Origin of the sequence: Sphingomonas sp. MMS12-HWE2-04 (assembly GCF_044881185.1) — a bacterium.
Lineage (GTDB): Bacteria > Pseudomonadota > Alphaproteobacteria > Sphingomonadales > Sphingomonadaceae > Sphingomonas.
Genome location: NZ_CP173254.1, coordinates 3,978,640 through 3,992,969, shown reverse-complemented (window position 1 = coordinate 3,992,969; position 14,330 = coordinate 3,978,640). Strand labels below are relative to the sequence as shown.

Sequence of the window (14,330 nt, the reverse complement as noted above, 5' to 3'; positions counted from 1 at the left end):
TCAGCTCCTGAGGAATTCGAGGACGATGCGATGGAAATGCTCGGGATCGGTCACGTTGCAGGCGTGGCCGCCCCAGCCAAACGTCGCGACCTCGGCATGTGCCGCCTCCGCGAGATCGACCGCCGCGGCATAGGGAACGAGGAAGTCGTCGCGCGTGGCGATGACGAGCATCTTCTCCGCCGCCGCGAGCGCCGCCGGGCCGGGACTATAGGACTGCACGGCGGCGATGCGCTGGGCCGTCGTCGCGACGCCGGGAAAAGCCGCGAGGTGCGGATCGAGTTCGGCGCTCAGCGCGCCGTCATGCGAGGCAATCCAGTCGGGCGGATAGAGGAAGAGCGGCTGCGCCTCGAGATAGGCCCGCGCGCCTGCGCCGTGCAGCAGCGCGAGGCGGGCGGCGAAGCAACGCCTTGTGTGCGGCGACAGCGCGCGCCATCCGTTGATGACGACCAGCCGGTCGATCCGTCCCGTGCGCGCGGCGGTCTCGATTCCGATGGCGCCGCCCAGCGCGTGGCCGACGAAATGCGCGCGCTCGATGGCGAGCGCATCCATCAGCCGCGCCACGTCGCCTGCCATTTCTTCGACGGAAAGTGTCTCAGGAAGCGCCCGGTCGCTGCGGCCGGTGCCGCGATGGTCATAGGCGATGACGTGGAAATGGTCTGCCAGCGCCGCCAGGTTGGGCGCCCAATAGCCCGCGGAGCCGCCAAGGCCGCTCGACAGGATCAGCGGGGGCGCTTGCGCGCTCCCATGAGTTTCGAAGTAGAGCCCTGCGGCCTCACCCAAGATGGGCTACCGAGGCAATCTCGACCAGACAGTCCGGCTTCACTAGGTCGCACTTGATGCAGTAGCGCGCCGGCTTGTTGCCGGGGAAATACTCCGCATAGACCGCGTTGAATGCGGCATAGTCGTCGAGGTCCTTGAGGAAGATGTGGTTCATCGCGATGTCCGCCATCGTGCCGCCCGCAGCCTCCACCGTTGTCTTGATGACCTCGAGCACATGGCGCGTCTGCGCCGAGGCATCGCCGACATGGAGTACCGCGCCGCCTTCGCCCAGCGCGAGCACGCCAGAGACATACACGGTGTTGCCCGCCTTCGCCCCGGCCGAATAGGGCGCGATCGGCGTCGGAAACTGCGGCGGGTTGATCGGTTCGAAGGGCATCAGCAAGCCTTGGCTGGAAGCTGGCCGACAGCGGCCCGGAAGTCGGCGACGTTGCTCACCCAGCCGAAGAACTTCTCGACATTGTAGAGGCTGGCTTCGCGGATGAAGTCGGGTCCCAGGTGATGCACGGCATCTTCGAGCAGGACGCCGAAATACTCCAGATGGAAGCCGTCGCGCAGGGTCAATTCGACGCAGACATTGGTGGCGATGCCGGTGAAGATCAGCGTGCGGATGCCGCGCGCGCGCAGCACCGAATTGAGCTGCGAGTTGAAAAACGCCGAATAGCGCGGCTTGTGCACGCGCAGATCGTTGTCGCCAACCTGCAGGCTGTCGACGAGTTCATAGTCCCAGCCGCCGCGCGCGAGGAACTTTCCGGCAAGCTCGGGCCGCGCGCGCATCGTCTTGAGCGCGTTGGATTTGTGCCAATTGGGCGAAAGCGGCGTGCCGGCCTCGACATAGCCCGAATCCCACCCGTTCTGCAGGAAGACCACGGGCATGCCCGCCGCGCGTGCGGCCTCGACGACTTCGGCGATCTTCGGGATCACGCGCGCCGCCGGGCCGACGTCGAAACCGGCCTCGTCGACATATCCGCCGTGGCTGGCATAGGCATTCTGCATGTCGACGACGATCACCGCGGTCGTCGCGGCGTCGAGCCGGATCGCTTCCGGGCGTGCCGCCAGCACCGCCGAGGGGCAAGAACGCGAGGGGACGGGATCGACGACGGCTTCGCTCACCCGCGCAGGATTGAGCAAATGCACCCGATGGTCAAGCAAAGGCGCCTGCGCGGACAGCCCGGTCGCGGGCGACCGCCGCGGCGTGCCGGCGCACCCGCGATGCAGGGTTCGTGATCGTTGCTGGGGCAGCCGCATTCTCAGCCGATTTCACGATGTATGCGTTCCGCACACCGCTGGGGGCGGCAAGTTTAGCGAACGGTCCAGGCTGCGACTTCCTGCCGGCGCCGTTCCATAAGCTGGGCGTGCCCGCCAACGCCACGGTGCTCGACACGAACGCCAATGTGGGCCGCGTGGACGGGTTTGACCGCACGATCTATGTCGAGGCGACCGCCTTCATCACCCTGACCGACCGAGGGCGCGTCACGCTGGACGCGATCAACCTGACCAATGCCAGAAGTCCAGTACAAGGCGACGCGCAGCGGGCGGACAGTGTTTGTCGGCTTCGGGCTGAAATTCTGAACCCATGTCGGAGGGGACGTTGCCGGGACGTTCCCTCCCTGAACCGATTTCCCGGCATTGGGACGCAGAGATGACGCATTCGCTCCAGGATCGCCGCGCTTTCATCAAGGCCATGATGGCGACGGGCGGCGCGGCATCTGGTCTGCTCCCGTCGATCGCGCGGGCGCTGGAAATCCCGGCGCACCGGCGCACCGGCACGATCCGGGATGTCGAGCATGTCGTGATCCTGACGCAGGAGAATCGTTCCTTCGACCATTATTTCGGCGCGATGCACGGCGTTCGCGGCTTTGGCGACCGGTTCGCCATTCCCGCCGCTCCGCTGCCCGGTGCGCCCGGTCGCACGGTCTTCGTCCAGCCGAACGAGCAGGACGGCGCGAGCCCGGCGCTGATCGCGCCGTTCCGGCTGAATACGCAAAGCGACTTCCGCCTGTATCGTCCGCTCGGCACCCCCCATGGCTTCCCGGATAGTCAGGCAGCGTGGGACAATGGCCGGATGGGCGCATGGCCGAAGCACAAGCAGAACCACGCCATGGCCTATTTCACGCGCGAGGATATTCCGTTCCAATATGCGTTGGCGGAGGCGTTCACCCTGTGCGACGCCTATCATTGCGCGCTCCACCTGAGCACCAATCCCAATCGTCTGTATATCTGGAGCGGTACGCATGATCCGCTGGCGCGCGGGAATGGCCCGGCGATCGACAATGGCTATGACCAGTGGGAAGATCCGCGCGGCCATGGCGGCTATACCTGGAAAACCTATCCCGAGCGGCTGCTAGACGCGGGGATCAGCTTCCAGATCTATCAGGACATGGCCGACAATTTCAGCGACAACCCGCTGCTCGGCTTTCGCCGCTATCGCGCCGCGCGAACCGCGACTTTCGGCCCGGAGGCCGAGCTTCGCAAGCGCACCTTGACCACGCGAACGCTCGGCGACCTCAAGCAGGATGTGCTGGCAAACCGGCTGCCGCAAGTCTCGTGGATCATCGCGCCCACGGCCTATTCCGAGCATCCCAGCGTCTCCACCCCCCTGCAGGGGGCCGAATATGTCGCGCAACTGCTCGACGCGCTCACGGCTAAGCCCGAAGTTTGGGCCAAGACGGTGCTGCTGATCAATTTCGACGAGAATGACGGCTTGTTCGACCATGTCCCGCCGCCGGCGCCGCCTGCCCATGCGGATGGTGCCGCACCCGACGAATATCATCTGCACACCCAGAGCGAGAAGGACGCGCCCTATCTGGGGCGTCCCTATGGATTGGGGCCTCGCGTGCCGATGTATGTGGTTTCCCCGTGGAGCGCGGGCGGCCATGTCGCTTCGGAAGTGTTCGATCACACCAGCGTGATCCGCTTCCTTGAAACGCGCTTCGGGGTGCACGAGCCCAATGTCAGCGCGTGGCGCCGCGCGGTGTGCGGCGACCTCACCTCCTGCTTCGATTTCGCGCGGCCGGACGATCGCAGCTTTCTGCGCGCGCTGCCCCGAACGCGCGCGCTTTCGGAACGCGCGATGCAGCTCAAGGAGATACGGCCCAGCCCGCCTGCCGCGCTGGCGCCGCCCGTTCAGGAAACCGGGCTGCGCCGCCGTCGCGCAACGCCCTATCGGCTGGACGCGCATCTCGCCGGAACCGCCTCGGCCCCGACCCTCAAGCTGGCGAACCAAAGCCATGCGCGCGCCGCAGTCTTCCACCTTTATCGCCGCGATCGGCTCGATGCCGACCCTGCACGCTTCACGCAGGACGCGGGCGAAACCCGCGAAGTGCCGGTGCCCGCAACGGACGGCTTATTCCTGCTTGGCCCCAATGGCTTCCACCGCGCCTTTGACGGGACCGAGCAACGGTTTTCGGCGCGGTTCGAACTCGTCGGAAACCGCGCTTTCGGCAGTGCTGCAGGTGGCGAACTCGAGCGGTGCCCCGCTGACGCTCCGGCTGCAGGATCTCGCTTATGGCCAGCCCGAACGCACGCTTGCGCTTCTGCCAGCCCAGCACAGCGCCGTCGCGCTCGATCTGCGTGCAAGCCATGGCTGGTACGACCTTCGTCTGGAAGGCGCCGGCCAGACGTTGCGCCTGGCCGGCCATGTCGAGGATGGCGGCCCTTCCTATTCCGATCCGGCGGCGCAGGGGCCCGCTCGCCTGACGGCGGGATGAACGCATCAATAGCTTCTCTTGCAAGTTCTGCCGACGGAAGGCTTGCCGTCCTCGTCGTTCAAGGATGATCCGCGAGCGCGGTGTTGCGCCCCAATGCCGCATTTGCGGTCGTCGCGATCGCCCTCGTACTGGCCTAGCCCAGTTCGTGCCTTTCGTCGGGCGCCTGCTTCGGCTGGCACCGCTTGGAATGATCACCAGATCAACCGCCCAGTTGATAAATCTCGAAAATCGGCTCGCGCCGCTCAACCAATAGTTGGTGAGGGCAGCCTGCTACGCGAACTGCGATCTGTGAACCGTTTTCCAAAGTTCTGCGATCCCTGACCGGCTACTAGGTTTCGCCCGTAGCGAATATTGATCTTTCGACGCCGGACGCTGGGTTCGGCAAAAAATAGAAGGTCAGCACGATGGCACTCAAGGACATTCTCCCAAGCCAGATTGGCTTTGGTGCAGCCCCGCTCGGCAACATGTTTCGCGACATTCCCGAGGAGGAGGCAATCGCGACCGTCGCGGCAGCATGGAATGACGGCATTCGCTATTACGACAACGCCCCCTTTTACGGCGCGGGGCTCGCAGAAATCCGCATGGGTGCCGCCCTTGCCGACAAGCCGCGCGATGCGTTCGTCATCAGCACCAAGGTCGGCCGCGTGATCCTGGACGAAGTCGAGGACGTCAGCACCCGTGACCTTGGCGAAAAGGGCGACGTTTTCAAATTTGGCCGCCCGAACAAGATCGTGAACGACTATTCGGAAGACGCCACCTATCGGTCGATCGAAGACAGCCTCAAGCGTCTTAAGACCGATCGCATCGACATTGCCTGGGTCCACGACATCGCGCAGGACTTCTACGGCGACGAATGGCTCGGCATGTTCGAGCAGGCGCGTCGGGGCGCGTTCAAGGCGCTCGACCGGATGCGCGATGAAGGGGTCATCAAGGGCTGGGGCCTGGGCGTCAACCGGGTCGAGCCGATTGAATTGCTGCTCGATCTCGACGGCCCGCGCCCCGACGGTTTCCTGCTCGCAGGCCGCTATACGCTGCTCGATCATGACAGGGCGCTCCAGCGCGTGATGCCGAAGGTGGCCGAGCGCGGCCTCGGGATCGTCGTGGGCGGCCCTTACAGCTCGGGTGCGCTCGTTGGCGGACCCAATTTCGAATATGCGCCTGCGACGCCCGCGATCCTTGAGAAAGTCGCCCGCATCAAGGCACTTGCCGATCGTCACGGAATCAGCATGAAAGCCGCGGGTCTCCAGTTCGCGTTGGCCAACCCGGCCGTTGCCGCCGTCATTCCGGGCGCAAGCCGTCCCGGGCGTATCGCCGAAGACGGCGCAGCCCTCAGGGAGATCGTGCCCGCCGGTTTCTGGCGCGCGCTGCGTGACGAGGGTCTCGTCAATCCGGCGGCTCCGCTCCCCATCGACGACTGACAGTCACGGTCAGTCTTCACCTGCACTCCGGTCAAGGCGGCGCTTTGACCGGCAGGAATCCCGCGCGCTGTCGATCGGCGCTCCATCCCAATGAAAGGAGAACGACCATGACCGATGTGAAGACCAACGAGTTTGTAACGCTTGGCCGCCGTGACATGCTCCGCGCCACAAGCGCCGCGCTGGTGGCGGGCGTTGCAGGAACGACGACGCCTGCTTCCGCCGCGACCGGGACCAGCATGTCTCCCGCCGCACGCAACGCTGCGCCGCTCGGCGCTCGCCTTCAGGGCGTCCAGCATTTCGGCCTGACGGTGCAGAATATGGAGCGGGCCTTCGAGTTCTACACCCAGGTGCTCGGCGGCACCGAAGTGTTCCGCCACGGCGATTTTCAGGGCGACCCGGTGCAAAACACGCTGCTGGCCGATCAGGAAATTCGCGCCAATGATCTGCACGTCAACCCGGCGACGATCGGCGTGCCGAACCTGCGGGACGGCGATCAGCGGTTGGATGTGCGGTTCGTCCAGTTCGACAATGTCGTGATCGAGTTGCTGCAATATCGCAACGCCAACGAGCCGATGGGCGGCCCGAACAGCTTCGCCCCGCCATTGGAGAATATGAGCCCCGCCTTCCCGCGCATGATGCACATTTGCTTCTATGTGCGCGACGATGTCGACTTCAACCAGTTCATCGCCGACCTCGAGGCTGAGTCCGCCCGTCGCGGCATGACCCAGGTGCGCGCCAACCGCACCATCCGCCTGCGCAGCGAAGCCGATCGCCGTGCGGCCCCGCAGGACACGAATACCAACAAGGTAACCGTCGCGCCCTCCGATGGCTGGGAACTGATCTACTGCAAGGGCCCGGAAGGCGAGCAGCTCGAGTTCGTGAAGGCGCTCGGCCCGGTGAAGCAGCGCTTCGCCAACGCCCTTGCCGGACGCCAGCGCACGCGTGCCGGACTGTAATCGTCGCCGGGGCGGAGTGACGCCTCCATCCCGGCCACCTTCATCGACCTTGAGAGGAAATCACCATGTCCATTCCGTTCAAGATTTTCGGCTTGTCTGCCCTGATGCTGGCGACCACGCCGGTTACCGCCTTCGCGCAGGATAGCGCGGCTCCTGGGGAGGGCATCCGCTATGCGCAGATTCCTCGGGGGGCGTGGTCCATCGTCGCCGAAGTTCGCGCAAAACCGGGCAAGGAAGCCGAACTGCGCGCAGCCACGCTGCCGCTGGTGGCTCTGGTCCGCAGCGATCCCAAGAATCTTGTCTATTTCCTCCAGGAAGATCGTGCCCAGCCCGGGCACTTCATCTTCTACGAGGTTTTCCCATCGCGTGAGGATTTCGAGGCGCACAACGCCATGCCGTATGTGCAGGCATGGTTCGCCAGATTGCCTGACCTCGCGCAAGGTGGCGTGCAGGTCATGCGGATGGAAGTGCTGGGCCGCTAACCGCCCCGAACAGGCGTGGCCGGTCCGTCCTTGTGGCGGATCGGCCGTGCATTATTTTTGCTCCACAAACGCCTGCATCCTTGGCACCGTGAAATCCAGAAAGGCCCGGACACGCGCGGGTAGGAACTGCGATCCCCGAAACAGCGCGTGGATATCGTCCGCCTCGCCAAGATCGCTGTCCGCCAGCAACTCGACCAGCTGTCCCCGCGCAATGGGTTCGCGCAGATGATAGTCGGCCAGGCGGATGATCCCCACGCCCGCGAGCGCCATGCGCCGGAGCGTCTCGCCATTGTTCGCCAGTAGCGCGCCACTGAGCATACGCTCGACGATCCGGCCACCCTCCCGCATTGGCCAGACCGGCATTGCGCGGCGGAAATTGAAGCCCAGGCAATTGTGATGGATGAGATCCTCCGGCCTGCACGGCGTGCCGTGGCGCGCGAGATAGGCGGGCGAGGCCACGATGCGGCGGCGCGTCTCGCCGATCTTGCGTGCCGTCAGGTTGGAGTCCGCGAGCTTGCCGACGCGGATCGCTATGTCGGTGCGCTCCAGATAGAGATCGGCCACATCATCCGACAGAGACAGATCGACGATGACCTTGGGATAGGCTTCGAAGAAGGCAGGCAGGATCGGTTCGAGCGCCGCCGTGCCGAATGTGACCGATGACGTGACGCGGACGATCCCATCCGCCTCGGCGCCACCCCGCGCGATTTGCTGTTCGGTTTCGTCGAGCTGCCCCAGCAATGTCTGGCTGCGCTCGTAATAGAACTGGCCTTCGCCCGTGAGGGCCAAGCGGCGTGTCGAGCGTTCGATCAAGCGCACCCCGAGCCGCGCCTCCAGCCTCGCAATGAGCTTGGATACCGTCGACGGCGTCATCAGCATCAGGCGGGCCGCCTCGGAAAAACTGCCAGCCTCGACCACGCGGACGAAAACCAACATCTCGCCAGCGCGATTATCCATGTCCCACTTGTGATCTGCTTTCGTTGAGCATCGCCTTGTTTAGCCCTTTCGGTTGCTAACGTCGCCCTGCCTGTGAACCAGACTATCAAATGCCAGGAGAGGTCGTCCACTCAGCCGGGCAACATCGTGCGATTTTGGTCGGTGACCGAGCGCCAGGCCGATGTCGCGCAGACGGCGATCGGCGGGTGTCAGCGCGATCACGTCAGCGCGCCGATCCACACCCGCGATTGGGCCAAGAGCCGCCATTCTTGTGCAGCTTGTGGATCCAACGCCACGCACAGGCTCGGTCGGTCGACGTGCGCTGCCACGCCGACCGGATCGCATTCACGCGCCGTGAACCGTTCTCGCACGATCCTGATACGGAGCGTCTAGGCGCAAATGCAGCGCATTTCTGGCCTGATGCAGCTAAATGCTGACCGGGCGCAGTATACGGCCGTTACCCTACAAAGAGCCTCAAACGTCGAGATTGGCGACGCTGAGTGCGTTTTCCTGGATGAAGTCGCGGCGCGGCTCGACGACGTCGCCCATCAGCTGGGTGAAGATCGCGTCGGCAACGTCGGCCTGGTCGATCTGCACCACGAGCATCGAGCGGTTCTGCGGGTCGAGCGTCGTCTCCCAGAGCTGCTCGGCGTTCATCTCGCCCAGGCCCTTGTAGCGCTGGATCGCCAGCCCCTTGCGGCCGAACGCCAGGATCGCGTCGAGCAGCTGGCTCGGCCGCGAGACCAGCGCCTCGCCCTTGGAGACCGTCACCGCCTCCTCGGCCTCTTCGCCTTCGAGCGCCTGGATCGCATCGGTCTCCGCCGCCGCGACCGCCTTGGACGGCACGAGCTTCGAGGGCGTCAGATAGCTCGGCGCCTGCTCGGCGGCGAGCGCATGAAGCTTGCGCGCCTCGGCCGACGCCAGGAAGTTTGCCTCGACGATATGGTGGTCGGTGACGCCGCGCCACAGCCGCTCGAAATGATAGCCGCCATCCTCGGTGACACGGGCCGACCAGCGCGCATCCTGGTCCGCCGCATCGAGCCGGGTGACCACCGTCTTGAGGCCCGCTTCGCGCTGCTCGCGCGTCGCTTCGGGATCGAAGCCGCCGCCCAGCGCCAGCACCTCGACGATGTTGGGATCGTAGCGCCGCGGCACATAGCGCGCGAGCGTGCGCATCCGGCGCGCATGCTCGACCAGCTCGCGCAGATCCTCGCCGCTGCGCTGGGTGCCCTGGGTATCGAGCACCGTCCCGCCAACGCCGGCATCGACCAGATACTGGTCGAGCGCGCTATCGTCCTTGAGATAGACTTCGGAGCGGCCCTTGGTCGCCTTGTAGAGCGGCGGCTGGGCGATGTAGAGGTGCCCCGCCGCGATGATCTCGGGCATCTGGCGGTAGAAGAAGGTCAGCAGCAGCGTGCGGATATGCGCGCCGTCCACGTCGGCGTCGGTCATGATGACGATCTTGTGGTAGCGCAGCTTCTCGATGTTGAAATCGTCGCGGATGCCGGTGCCCAGCGCAGTGATGATCGTGCCGATCTCGCGGCTCGCCAGCATGCGGTCGAAGCGCGCGCGCTCGACGTTGAGGATCTTGCCGCGCAGCGGCAGGATCGCCTGGAAATGGCGGTCGCGGCCCTGCTTGGCCGAGCCGCCGGCCGAATCACCCTCGACGAAGAACAGTTCGGACTTGGCCGGATCGCGCTCCTGGCAGTCGGCGAGCTTGCCGGGCAGGCTGGCGATGTCGAGCACGCCCTTGCGCCGGGTCAGCTCGCGCGCCTTCTTGGCGGCTTCGCGCGCCGCCGCCGCATCGATCACCTTCTGGATGATCTGCTTGGCGACCGCGGGGTTCTCCTCGAGCCACTCGGCGAGCTTGTCGGCCATCAGCGATTCAAGCGGCTGGCGGACCTCCGAGCTGACCAATTTGTCCTTGGTCTGCGAGCTGAACTTGGGATCAGGCAGCTTGACCGAGACGATCGCGGTCAGCCCCTCGCGCATGTCGTCGCCGGTAAGGCTGACCTTCTCCTTCTTCAGCATGCCCGACTTGTCGGCATAGCTGTTGATCGTGCGGGTCAGCGCCGCGCGGAACGCCGCGAGATGCGTGCCGCCATCGCGCTGCGGGATGTTGTTGGTGAAGCAGAGGACGTTTTCGTAATAGCTGTCGTTCCACTCCAGCGCGACGTCGATCGTCACGTCGTCGCGGGTGCCGGCGATCGCCACCGGATCGGGCATCAGCGCGATCTTGTTGCGATCGAGATATTTCACGAATGCCGCGATGCCGCCCTCGTAATAGAGCTCGACTTCCCTGACCTCTTCGTGCCGCGCGTCGCGCAGGAACAGCCGCACGCCCGAATTGAGGAACGCCAGCTCGCGATAGCGATGCTCGAGCTTCTCGAAATCATATTCGGTGATCTTGAACGTCGTCGGCGAGGCCAGGAACGTCACGCGCGTGCCCTTCTTGCCATCCGCCGGCCCGATCACCTTGAGCGGAGCGACCGCATCGCCATAGGCGAAGCGCATGTAATGCTCCTCGCCGTCGCGCCAGATGTTGAGATCGAGCCATTCCGACAGCGCATTGACCACCGATACGCCGACGCCGTGCAGCCCGCCCGAGACCTTGTACGCGTTATCGTCGGACGTGTTCTCGAACTTTCCGCCGGCATGGAGCTGGGTCATGATGACCTCGGCGGCCGAGACGCCTTCCTCGCTGTGGATGCCCGTCGGGATGCCGCGGCCATTGTCCTCGACGCTGACCGATCCGTCGGCGTTCAGCTGGATGATGATCCGGTCGCAATGCCCGGCCAGCGCCTCGTCGATCGCATTGTCCGAAACCTCGAACACCATGTGATGGAGCCCCGATCCGTCATCGGTATCGCCGATATACATGCCGGGCCGCTTGCGCACCGCGTCGAGGCCCTTGAGGACCTTGATCGAGTCTGCGCCATAGGCGTTTGCGTTGGGGAGGTTTTCGGGAGTCTGATCGTCGGTATTTGCCATGCCGAGTATATAGGTATTGGCGCCCGGAAACGGAAGCAAAATGGCACGGTGTGCGACATCGCGTGAGCGGGTAGGAGCAAGGGCATGGAATCGATCGCAACCTATCTCGACACGCTCGATCCCGAAGCGCGTGCGATGATCGATGCGCTGCGCGCCATCGTCGCCCGATCCCATGCCGGGCTGGACGAAAGGATCAAGTGGAACGCGCCGAGCTTCGCGCTGGCAGGCGACGACCGGATCACGCTGGGGATCGAGCGCAAGGGCGGCGTCCGGCTGGTCCTGCATCGCGGCGCGAAGCCCGTCGCCGCGGACGGTTTCCGCTTCGAGGATTTGGATCGCCTCGCCCGCTGGCCCTCGGCCGATCGCGGCGTCGTGCTGCTCAAGGACCGCGCGGCGATCGCGGCAAAGCACGAAGCGCTGGTCGACCTCTGCCGGCGCTGGCTCGACGCGACCGGCTGACGCCCTCCTGCCATTGCAGGCCTCGGGCACGCACCCTAGAGTCGCGTTGCATGCCCGTTTCCCGGCTCGTCCTCACCGATTTTCGAAACCACCAGGATGCGGTCCTCGCGCCGGGGTCGGGCTTCGTCGTGCTCACTGGCGAGAACGGCGCGGGCAAGACCAACATCCTCGAAGCGGTGTCGTTGCTTGCCCCCGGCCGCGGGCTGCGCCGCGCCGCGCTCGCCGAAATGGCGCGCCAGGGCGGCAGCGGCGGCTTCGGTGTCGCCGCCACGCTCGGCGACATCGAGATCGGCACCGGAACGCAAGCCGACGCACCCGAGCGCCGCATCGTCCGGATCAACGGCGCCCCCGCTGCCGCCAATGCCCTGGCCGAGCGAGTCAGCGTGCTGTGGCTCACGCCTGCAATGGACCGGCTGTTCATGGAGGGGCCGGGCGAGCGCCGCCGCTTCCTCGATCGCCTCACCCTCGCGCTAGCCCCCGGCCACGCCCAGCATGCCACGCGCTACGAGGCGGCGATGCGCCAGCGCAACCGGCTGCTCGCCGAGGAAGCGCCCGATGCCGATTGGCTCTCTGCGCTCGAAGCCCGCATGGCCGAGCATGGCGAAGCCCTCCACGCCGCCCGCGCGCAGACCGTGGCGCTGCTCGCCGATCGCCTCGCCGAGCAGCCCGAAGGGCCCTTCGCGCGTGCCGGGCTCGCGCTCGAAGGCGGCGACGCCGTGCAGCTCGCCCCGGCGCTGCGCGACAATCGCCGCCGCGACGCCGCCGCCGGCCGCGCGCTGGTCGGCCCGCACCGCAGCGACCTGCTCGTCACCCATTTTGCCAAGGCCCAGCCCGCGCATCTCTGCTCCACCGGCGAACAGAAGGCGCTGCTTCTCGGCCTCGTCCTCGCCCATGCCGAGCTCGTCGCCGAACGCACCGGCCAGCCGCCGATCCTGCTGCTCGACGAAGTCGCCGCGCATCTCGACCCCAGCCGCAGGGCGGCGCTGTTCGATCGGCTTGCCGGGCGCGGCCAGACCTGGGTCACCGGCACCGAGACCGCATTGTTCGATGCCGTGCCCGAACCCGCCAGCCGCTATCGCGTCGAGCATGGCCATATCGCGTGAGCGATTGCGCCGGAGCCGTTGCAAATCGCGCCGTTTGCGGAGATTGAGCGGGGACGAGACCGAAGGGAAAGACGCGTGAACGGCAAGAAGCTGATCGGCTGGGTTGCAGTATTGACCGCTTGCGGGGCCGGGCTTGCCTTTGCGCACGCCCAACAGGAAGCCCGCCCGAACCAGGATGCGGCCTATCTCAACAAGCAGATGCTCGCGCTCGCCCAGCTCAAGTCCGCCGATGGCTGGCAGTCGCTCCCTGGCGGGCTCCGCTGGCGCCGGATCAAGGGCAATGGCGCCGGCAAGCACCCGAGCGTCGCCGACACCGTTACCCTTCATTATGCCGGCACGCTCATCGACGGCACCGAGTTCGACAGCTCCTATGCGCGCAACGAGCCCGCCACCTTCCCGCTCGGCGCGTTGATCCCCGCCTGGCAGATGGCGGTGCCGATGATGGGCGTGGGCGACACGATCGAGATCGCCGCCCCGTCCGACCTCGCCTACGGCCCGGTCGGCAAGGGTCCGATCCCCGGCGGCGCGACGTTGCTGTTCAAGATCGAGCTGCTCGGCATCGAGGGCCAGTAAGAAAGTCTCCGCTCCCTGTGAGGGCGGGGCTGGGGTGGCTACGTGCGCCTGCGCGCCCAGGAAGACACGCGCGCCGCGTCAAAATCCGCATGGCAATGTAGGATTTGTTCTGCTTTCGTTCGCAGATGTTCAAGCAGCCCCTCCCCCGCTCCGCCCGCGCAGGCATCGTCTCGTCGCTTGCCGCGAAAACCCGCACCCCCGTCAAGCAGGCGTCAACCGACCGGCTTCGCGAAACCGGTCCAACCCGCGCGAATCCGCCATTTTCCAACCCAACCGAAAGGTTGGACAACGCCGCGTTCGGCCTGCTTGCCAACCAGACGGTTGGCGCGCGCCACGCTTCCGATTTCCGCCATGCGCTCCAGCACGAGCAACGGCGCGTCCGGATGCGGCCGCGTGACACGCAAACCCTCGAACGCGTCAACCAGGCGTCAACCGGGATGCCGCCAAAATCCGGCGAAACCCTCAGCAATCCGCCGTTTCCCAGCCTAACCACCCGGTTGGATCCCGCGGCCGCCGATGCGCTGGCCAACCTCATGGTTGGCCAGCGGCTCGACGCGACTCTCCGCGCGCTCGCCGATCCCACGCGACGCGAAATGCTGGCGCGGCTCGCCCGGGGCGCCGCATCGCTCGCCGAGCTTACCCGCGGCTTCGCGATGAGCGGCACCGGCGCGGCCAAGCATCTGCACGTGCTGGAGGTCGCCGGGCTCGTCCGCCGGCAGGGTTCGGGTCGGCGACAGTGCTGCGTGCTTGCCGCCGATCCGCTCGTCGAGGCGATGTTGTGGATGCGCCGTTGGGTGGGGTTCGCCGGTCCGCACCATCTTCGCACCGCCGCGCTGCTCGATGCCGCCGCCGGCCTGCCTGCCGCGCGCCCCCTTGCCGCCGGACGGCGCTTGCCCGATTAAGGCGCCGTTATTTGGGAGAATCC

At 65.9% G+C, this 14,330-nt stretch carries 14 protein-coding genes; 9 read left to right on the top strand and 5 right to left on the bottom strand.

The features are described 5' to 3' along the window. Genes rutD through rutB form a run of 3 tightly spaced genes read right to left on the bottom strand, consistent with a single transcriptional unit; the run spans window position 1 to window position 1,914 of the window. Window positions 1-780: a pyrimidine utilization protein D gene (gene rutD / locus AB2M62_RS19065; protein WP_404336369.1), complete on the bottom strand. Its 780-nt coding sequence runs from the start codon at window positions 778-780 to the stop codon at window positions 1-3. Next, window positions 773-1,156, bottom strand: a complete 384-nt coding sequence (rutC, locus tag AB2M62_RS19060) for a pyrimidine utilization protein C (protein WP_404336368.1) — start codon at window positions 1,154-1,156, stop codon at window positions 773-775. The genes rutD and rutC overlap by 8 nt, the downstream gene beginning before the upstream one ends. Continuing rightward, entirely contained in the window at window positions 1,156-1,914 is a 759-nt protein-coding gene (gene rutB / locus AB2M62_RS19055) for a pyrimidine utilization protein B (protein WP_404340033.1), read from the bottom strand. Before rutB ends, rutC begins: the two co-directional genes overlap by 1 nt. An 86-nt stretch (window positions 1,915-2,000) precedes the next feature. Between rutB and AB2M62_RS19050 the strand changes: the two genes are divergently transcribed. The 5 genes from AB2M62_RS19050 (at window position 2,001) to AB2M62_RS19030 (ending at window position 7,343) form a co-directional block, all read left to right on the top strand. After that, the gene (locus tag AB2M62_RS19050; protein WP_404336367.1) at window positions 2,001-2,423 is read left to right on the top strand and encodes a hypothetical protein; all 423 of its coding nucleotides are present in this window, start codon (window positions 2,001-2,003) and stop codon (window positions 2,421-2,423) included. Beyond that, a complete protein-coding gene (locus AB2M62_RS19045; RefSeq protein ID WP_404336365.1) occupies window positions 2,420-4,555 on the top strand; it encodes a phosphocholine-specific phospholipase C in 2,136 nt (711 codons plus the stop codon). Before AB2M62_RS19050 ends, AB2M62_RS19045 begins: the two co-directional genes overlap by 4 nt. Before the next feature lie 336 nt (window positions 4,556-4,891). After that, complete coding sequence (locus tag AB2M62_RS19040) at window positions 4,892-5,905, top strand: aldo/keto reductase (RefSeq protein ID WP_404336363.1); 1,014 nt, start codon at window positions 4,892-4,894, stop codon at window positions 5,903-5,905. A 107-nt stretch (window positions 5,906-6,012) separates the two neighbouring features. Next, window positions 6,013-6,861 carry a VOC family protein gene (locus AB2M62_RS19035; RefSeq protein WP_404336361.1) on the top strand — a complete coding sequence of 283 codons (849 nt, stop codon included), beginning with the start codon at window positions 6,013-6,015 and terminating at the stop codon, window positions 6,859-6,861. Window positions 6,862-6,926: 65 nt separating this feature from the next. Continuing rightward, on the top strand, window positions 6,927-7,343 hold the full coding sequence (locus AB2M62_RS19030) for a putative quinol monooxygenase (RefSeq protein WP_404336359.1): 417 nt from the start codon (window positions 6,927-6,929) through the stop codon (window positions 7,341-7,343). 51 nt (window positions 7,344-7,394) lie between these two features. Here the strand turns inward: AB2M62_RS19030 and AB2M62_RS19025 are convergent, their stop codons facing one another. Next, entirely contained in the window at window positions 7,395-8,300 is a 906-nt protein-coding gene (locus AB2M62_RS19025; RefSeq protein ID WP_404336358.1) for a LysR family transcriptional regulator, read from the bottom strand. A 453-nt stretch (window positions 8,301-8,753) separates the two neighbouring features. Then, complete coding sequence (gene gyrB, locus AB2M62_RS19020; RefSeq protein ID WP_404336357.1) at window positions 8,754-11,270, bottom strand: DNA topoisomerase (ATP-hydrolyzing) subunit B; 2,517 nt, start codon at window positions 11,268-11,270, stop codon at window positions 8,754-8,756. 84 nt (window positions 11,271-11,354) lie between these two features. Between gyrB and AB2M62_RS19015 the strand changes: the two genes are divergently transcribed. From AB2M62_RS19015 to AB2M62_RS19000, 4 genes are all read left to right on the top strand, one after another. Further along, window positions 11,355-11,729, top strand: a complete 375-nt coding sequence (locus tag AB2M62_RS19015; protein ID WP_404336355.1) for a DUF1801 domain-containing protein — start codon at window positions 11,355-11,357, stop codon at window positions 11,727-11,729. A 50-nt stretch (window positions 11,730-11,779) separates the two neighbouring features. Next, the gene (gene recF, locus AB2M62_RS19010) at window positions 11,780-12,832 is read left to right on the top strand and encodes a DNA replication/repair protein RecF (RefSeq protein WP_404336353.1); all 1,053 of its coding nucleotides are present in this window, start codon (window positions 11,780-11,782) and stop codon (window positions 12,830-12,832) included. A gap of 75 nt (window positions 12,833-12,907) precedes the next feature. Beyond that, window positions 12,908-13,405, top strand: a complete 498-nt coding sequence (locus tag AB2M62_RS19005) for an FKBP-type peptidyl-prolyl cis-trans isomerase (protein WP_404336351.1) — start codon at window positions 12,908-12,910, stop codon at window positions 13,403-13,405. A gap of 125 nt (window positions 13,406-13,530) precedes the next feature. Beyond that, window positions 13,531-14,307 carry an ArsR/SmtB family transcription factor gene (locus AB2M62_RS19000; RefSeq protein WP_404336349.1) on the top strand — a complete coding sequence of 259 codons (777 nt, stop codon included), beginning with the start codon at window positions 13,531-13,533 and terminating at the stop codon, window positions 14,305-14,307. Window positions 14,308-14,330: the final 23 nt, after the last annotated feature.

Coding starts and splice junctions, on each gene's coding strand:
- AB2M62_RS19025 (WP_404336358.1), bottom strand. CDS start 8,300: ATGGATAATCGCGCTGGCGAGATGTTGGTTTTCGTCCGCGTGGTCGAG.
- AB2M62_RS19030 (WP_404336359.1), top strand. CDS start 6,927: ATGTCCATTCCGTTCAAGATTTTCGGCTTGTCTGCCCTGATGCTGGCG.
- AB2M62_RS19015 (WP_404336355.1), top strand. CDS start 11,355: ATGGAATCGATCGCAACCTATCTCGACACGCTCGATCCCGAAGCGCGT.
- AB2M62_RS19035 (WP_404336361.1), top strand. CDS start 6,013: ATGACCGATGTGAAGACCAACGAGTTTGTAACGCTTGGCCGCCGTGAC.
- AB2M62_RS19040 (WP_404336363.1), top strand. CDS start 4,892: ATGGCACTCAAGGACATTCTCCCAAGCCAGATTGGCTTTGGTGCAGCC.
- recF (WP_404336353.1), top strand. CDS start 11,780: ATGCCCGTTTCCCGGCTCGTCCTCACCGATTTTCGAAACCACCAGGAT.
- gyrB (WP_404336357.1), bottom strand. CDS start 11,270: ATGGCAAATACCGACGATCAGACTCCCGAAAACCTCCCCAACGCAAAC.
- AB2M62_RS19000 (WP_404336349.1), top strand. CDS start 13,531: ATGTTCAAGCAGCCCCTCCCCCGCTCCGCCCGCGCAGGCATCGTCTCG.
- rutC (WP_404336368.1), bottom strand. CDS start 1,156: ATGCCCTTCGAACCGATCAACCCGCCGCAGTTTCCGACGCCGATCGCG.
- AB2M62_RS19045 (WP_404336365.1), top strand. CDS start 2,420: ATGACGCATTCGCTCCAGGATCGCCGCGCTTTCATCAAGGCCATGATG.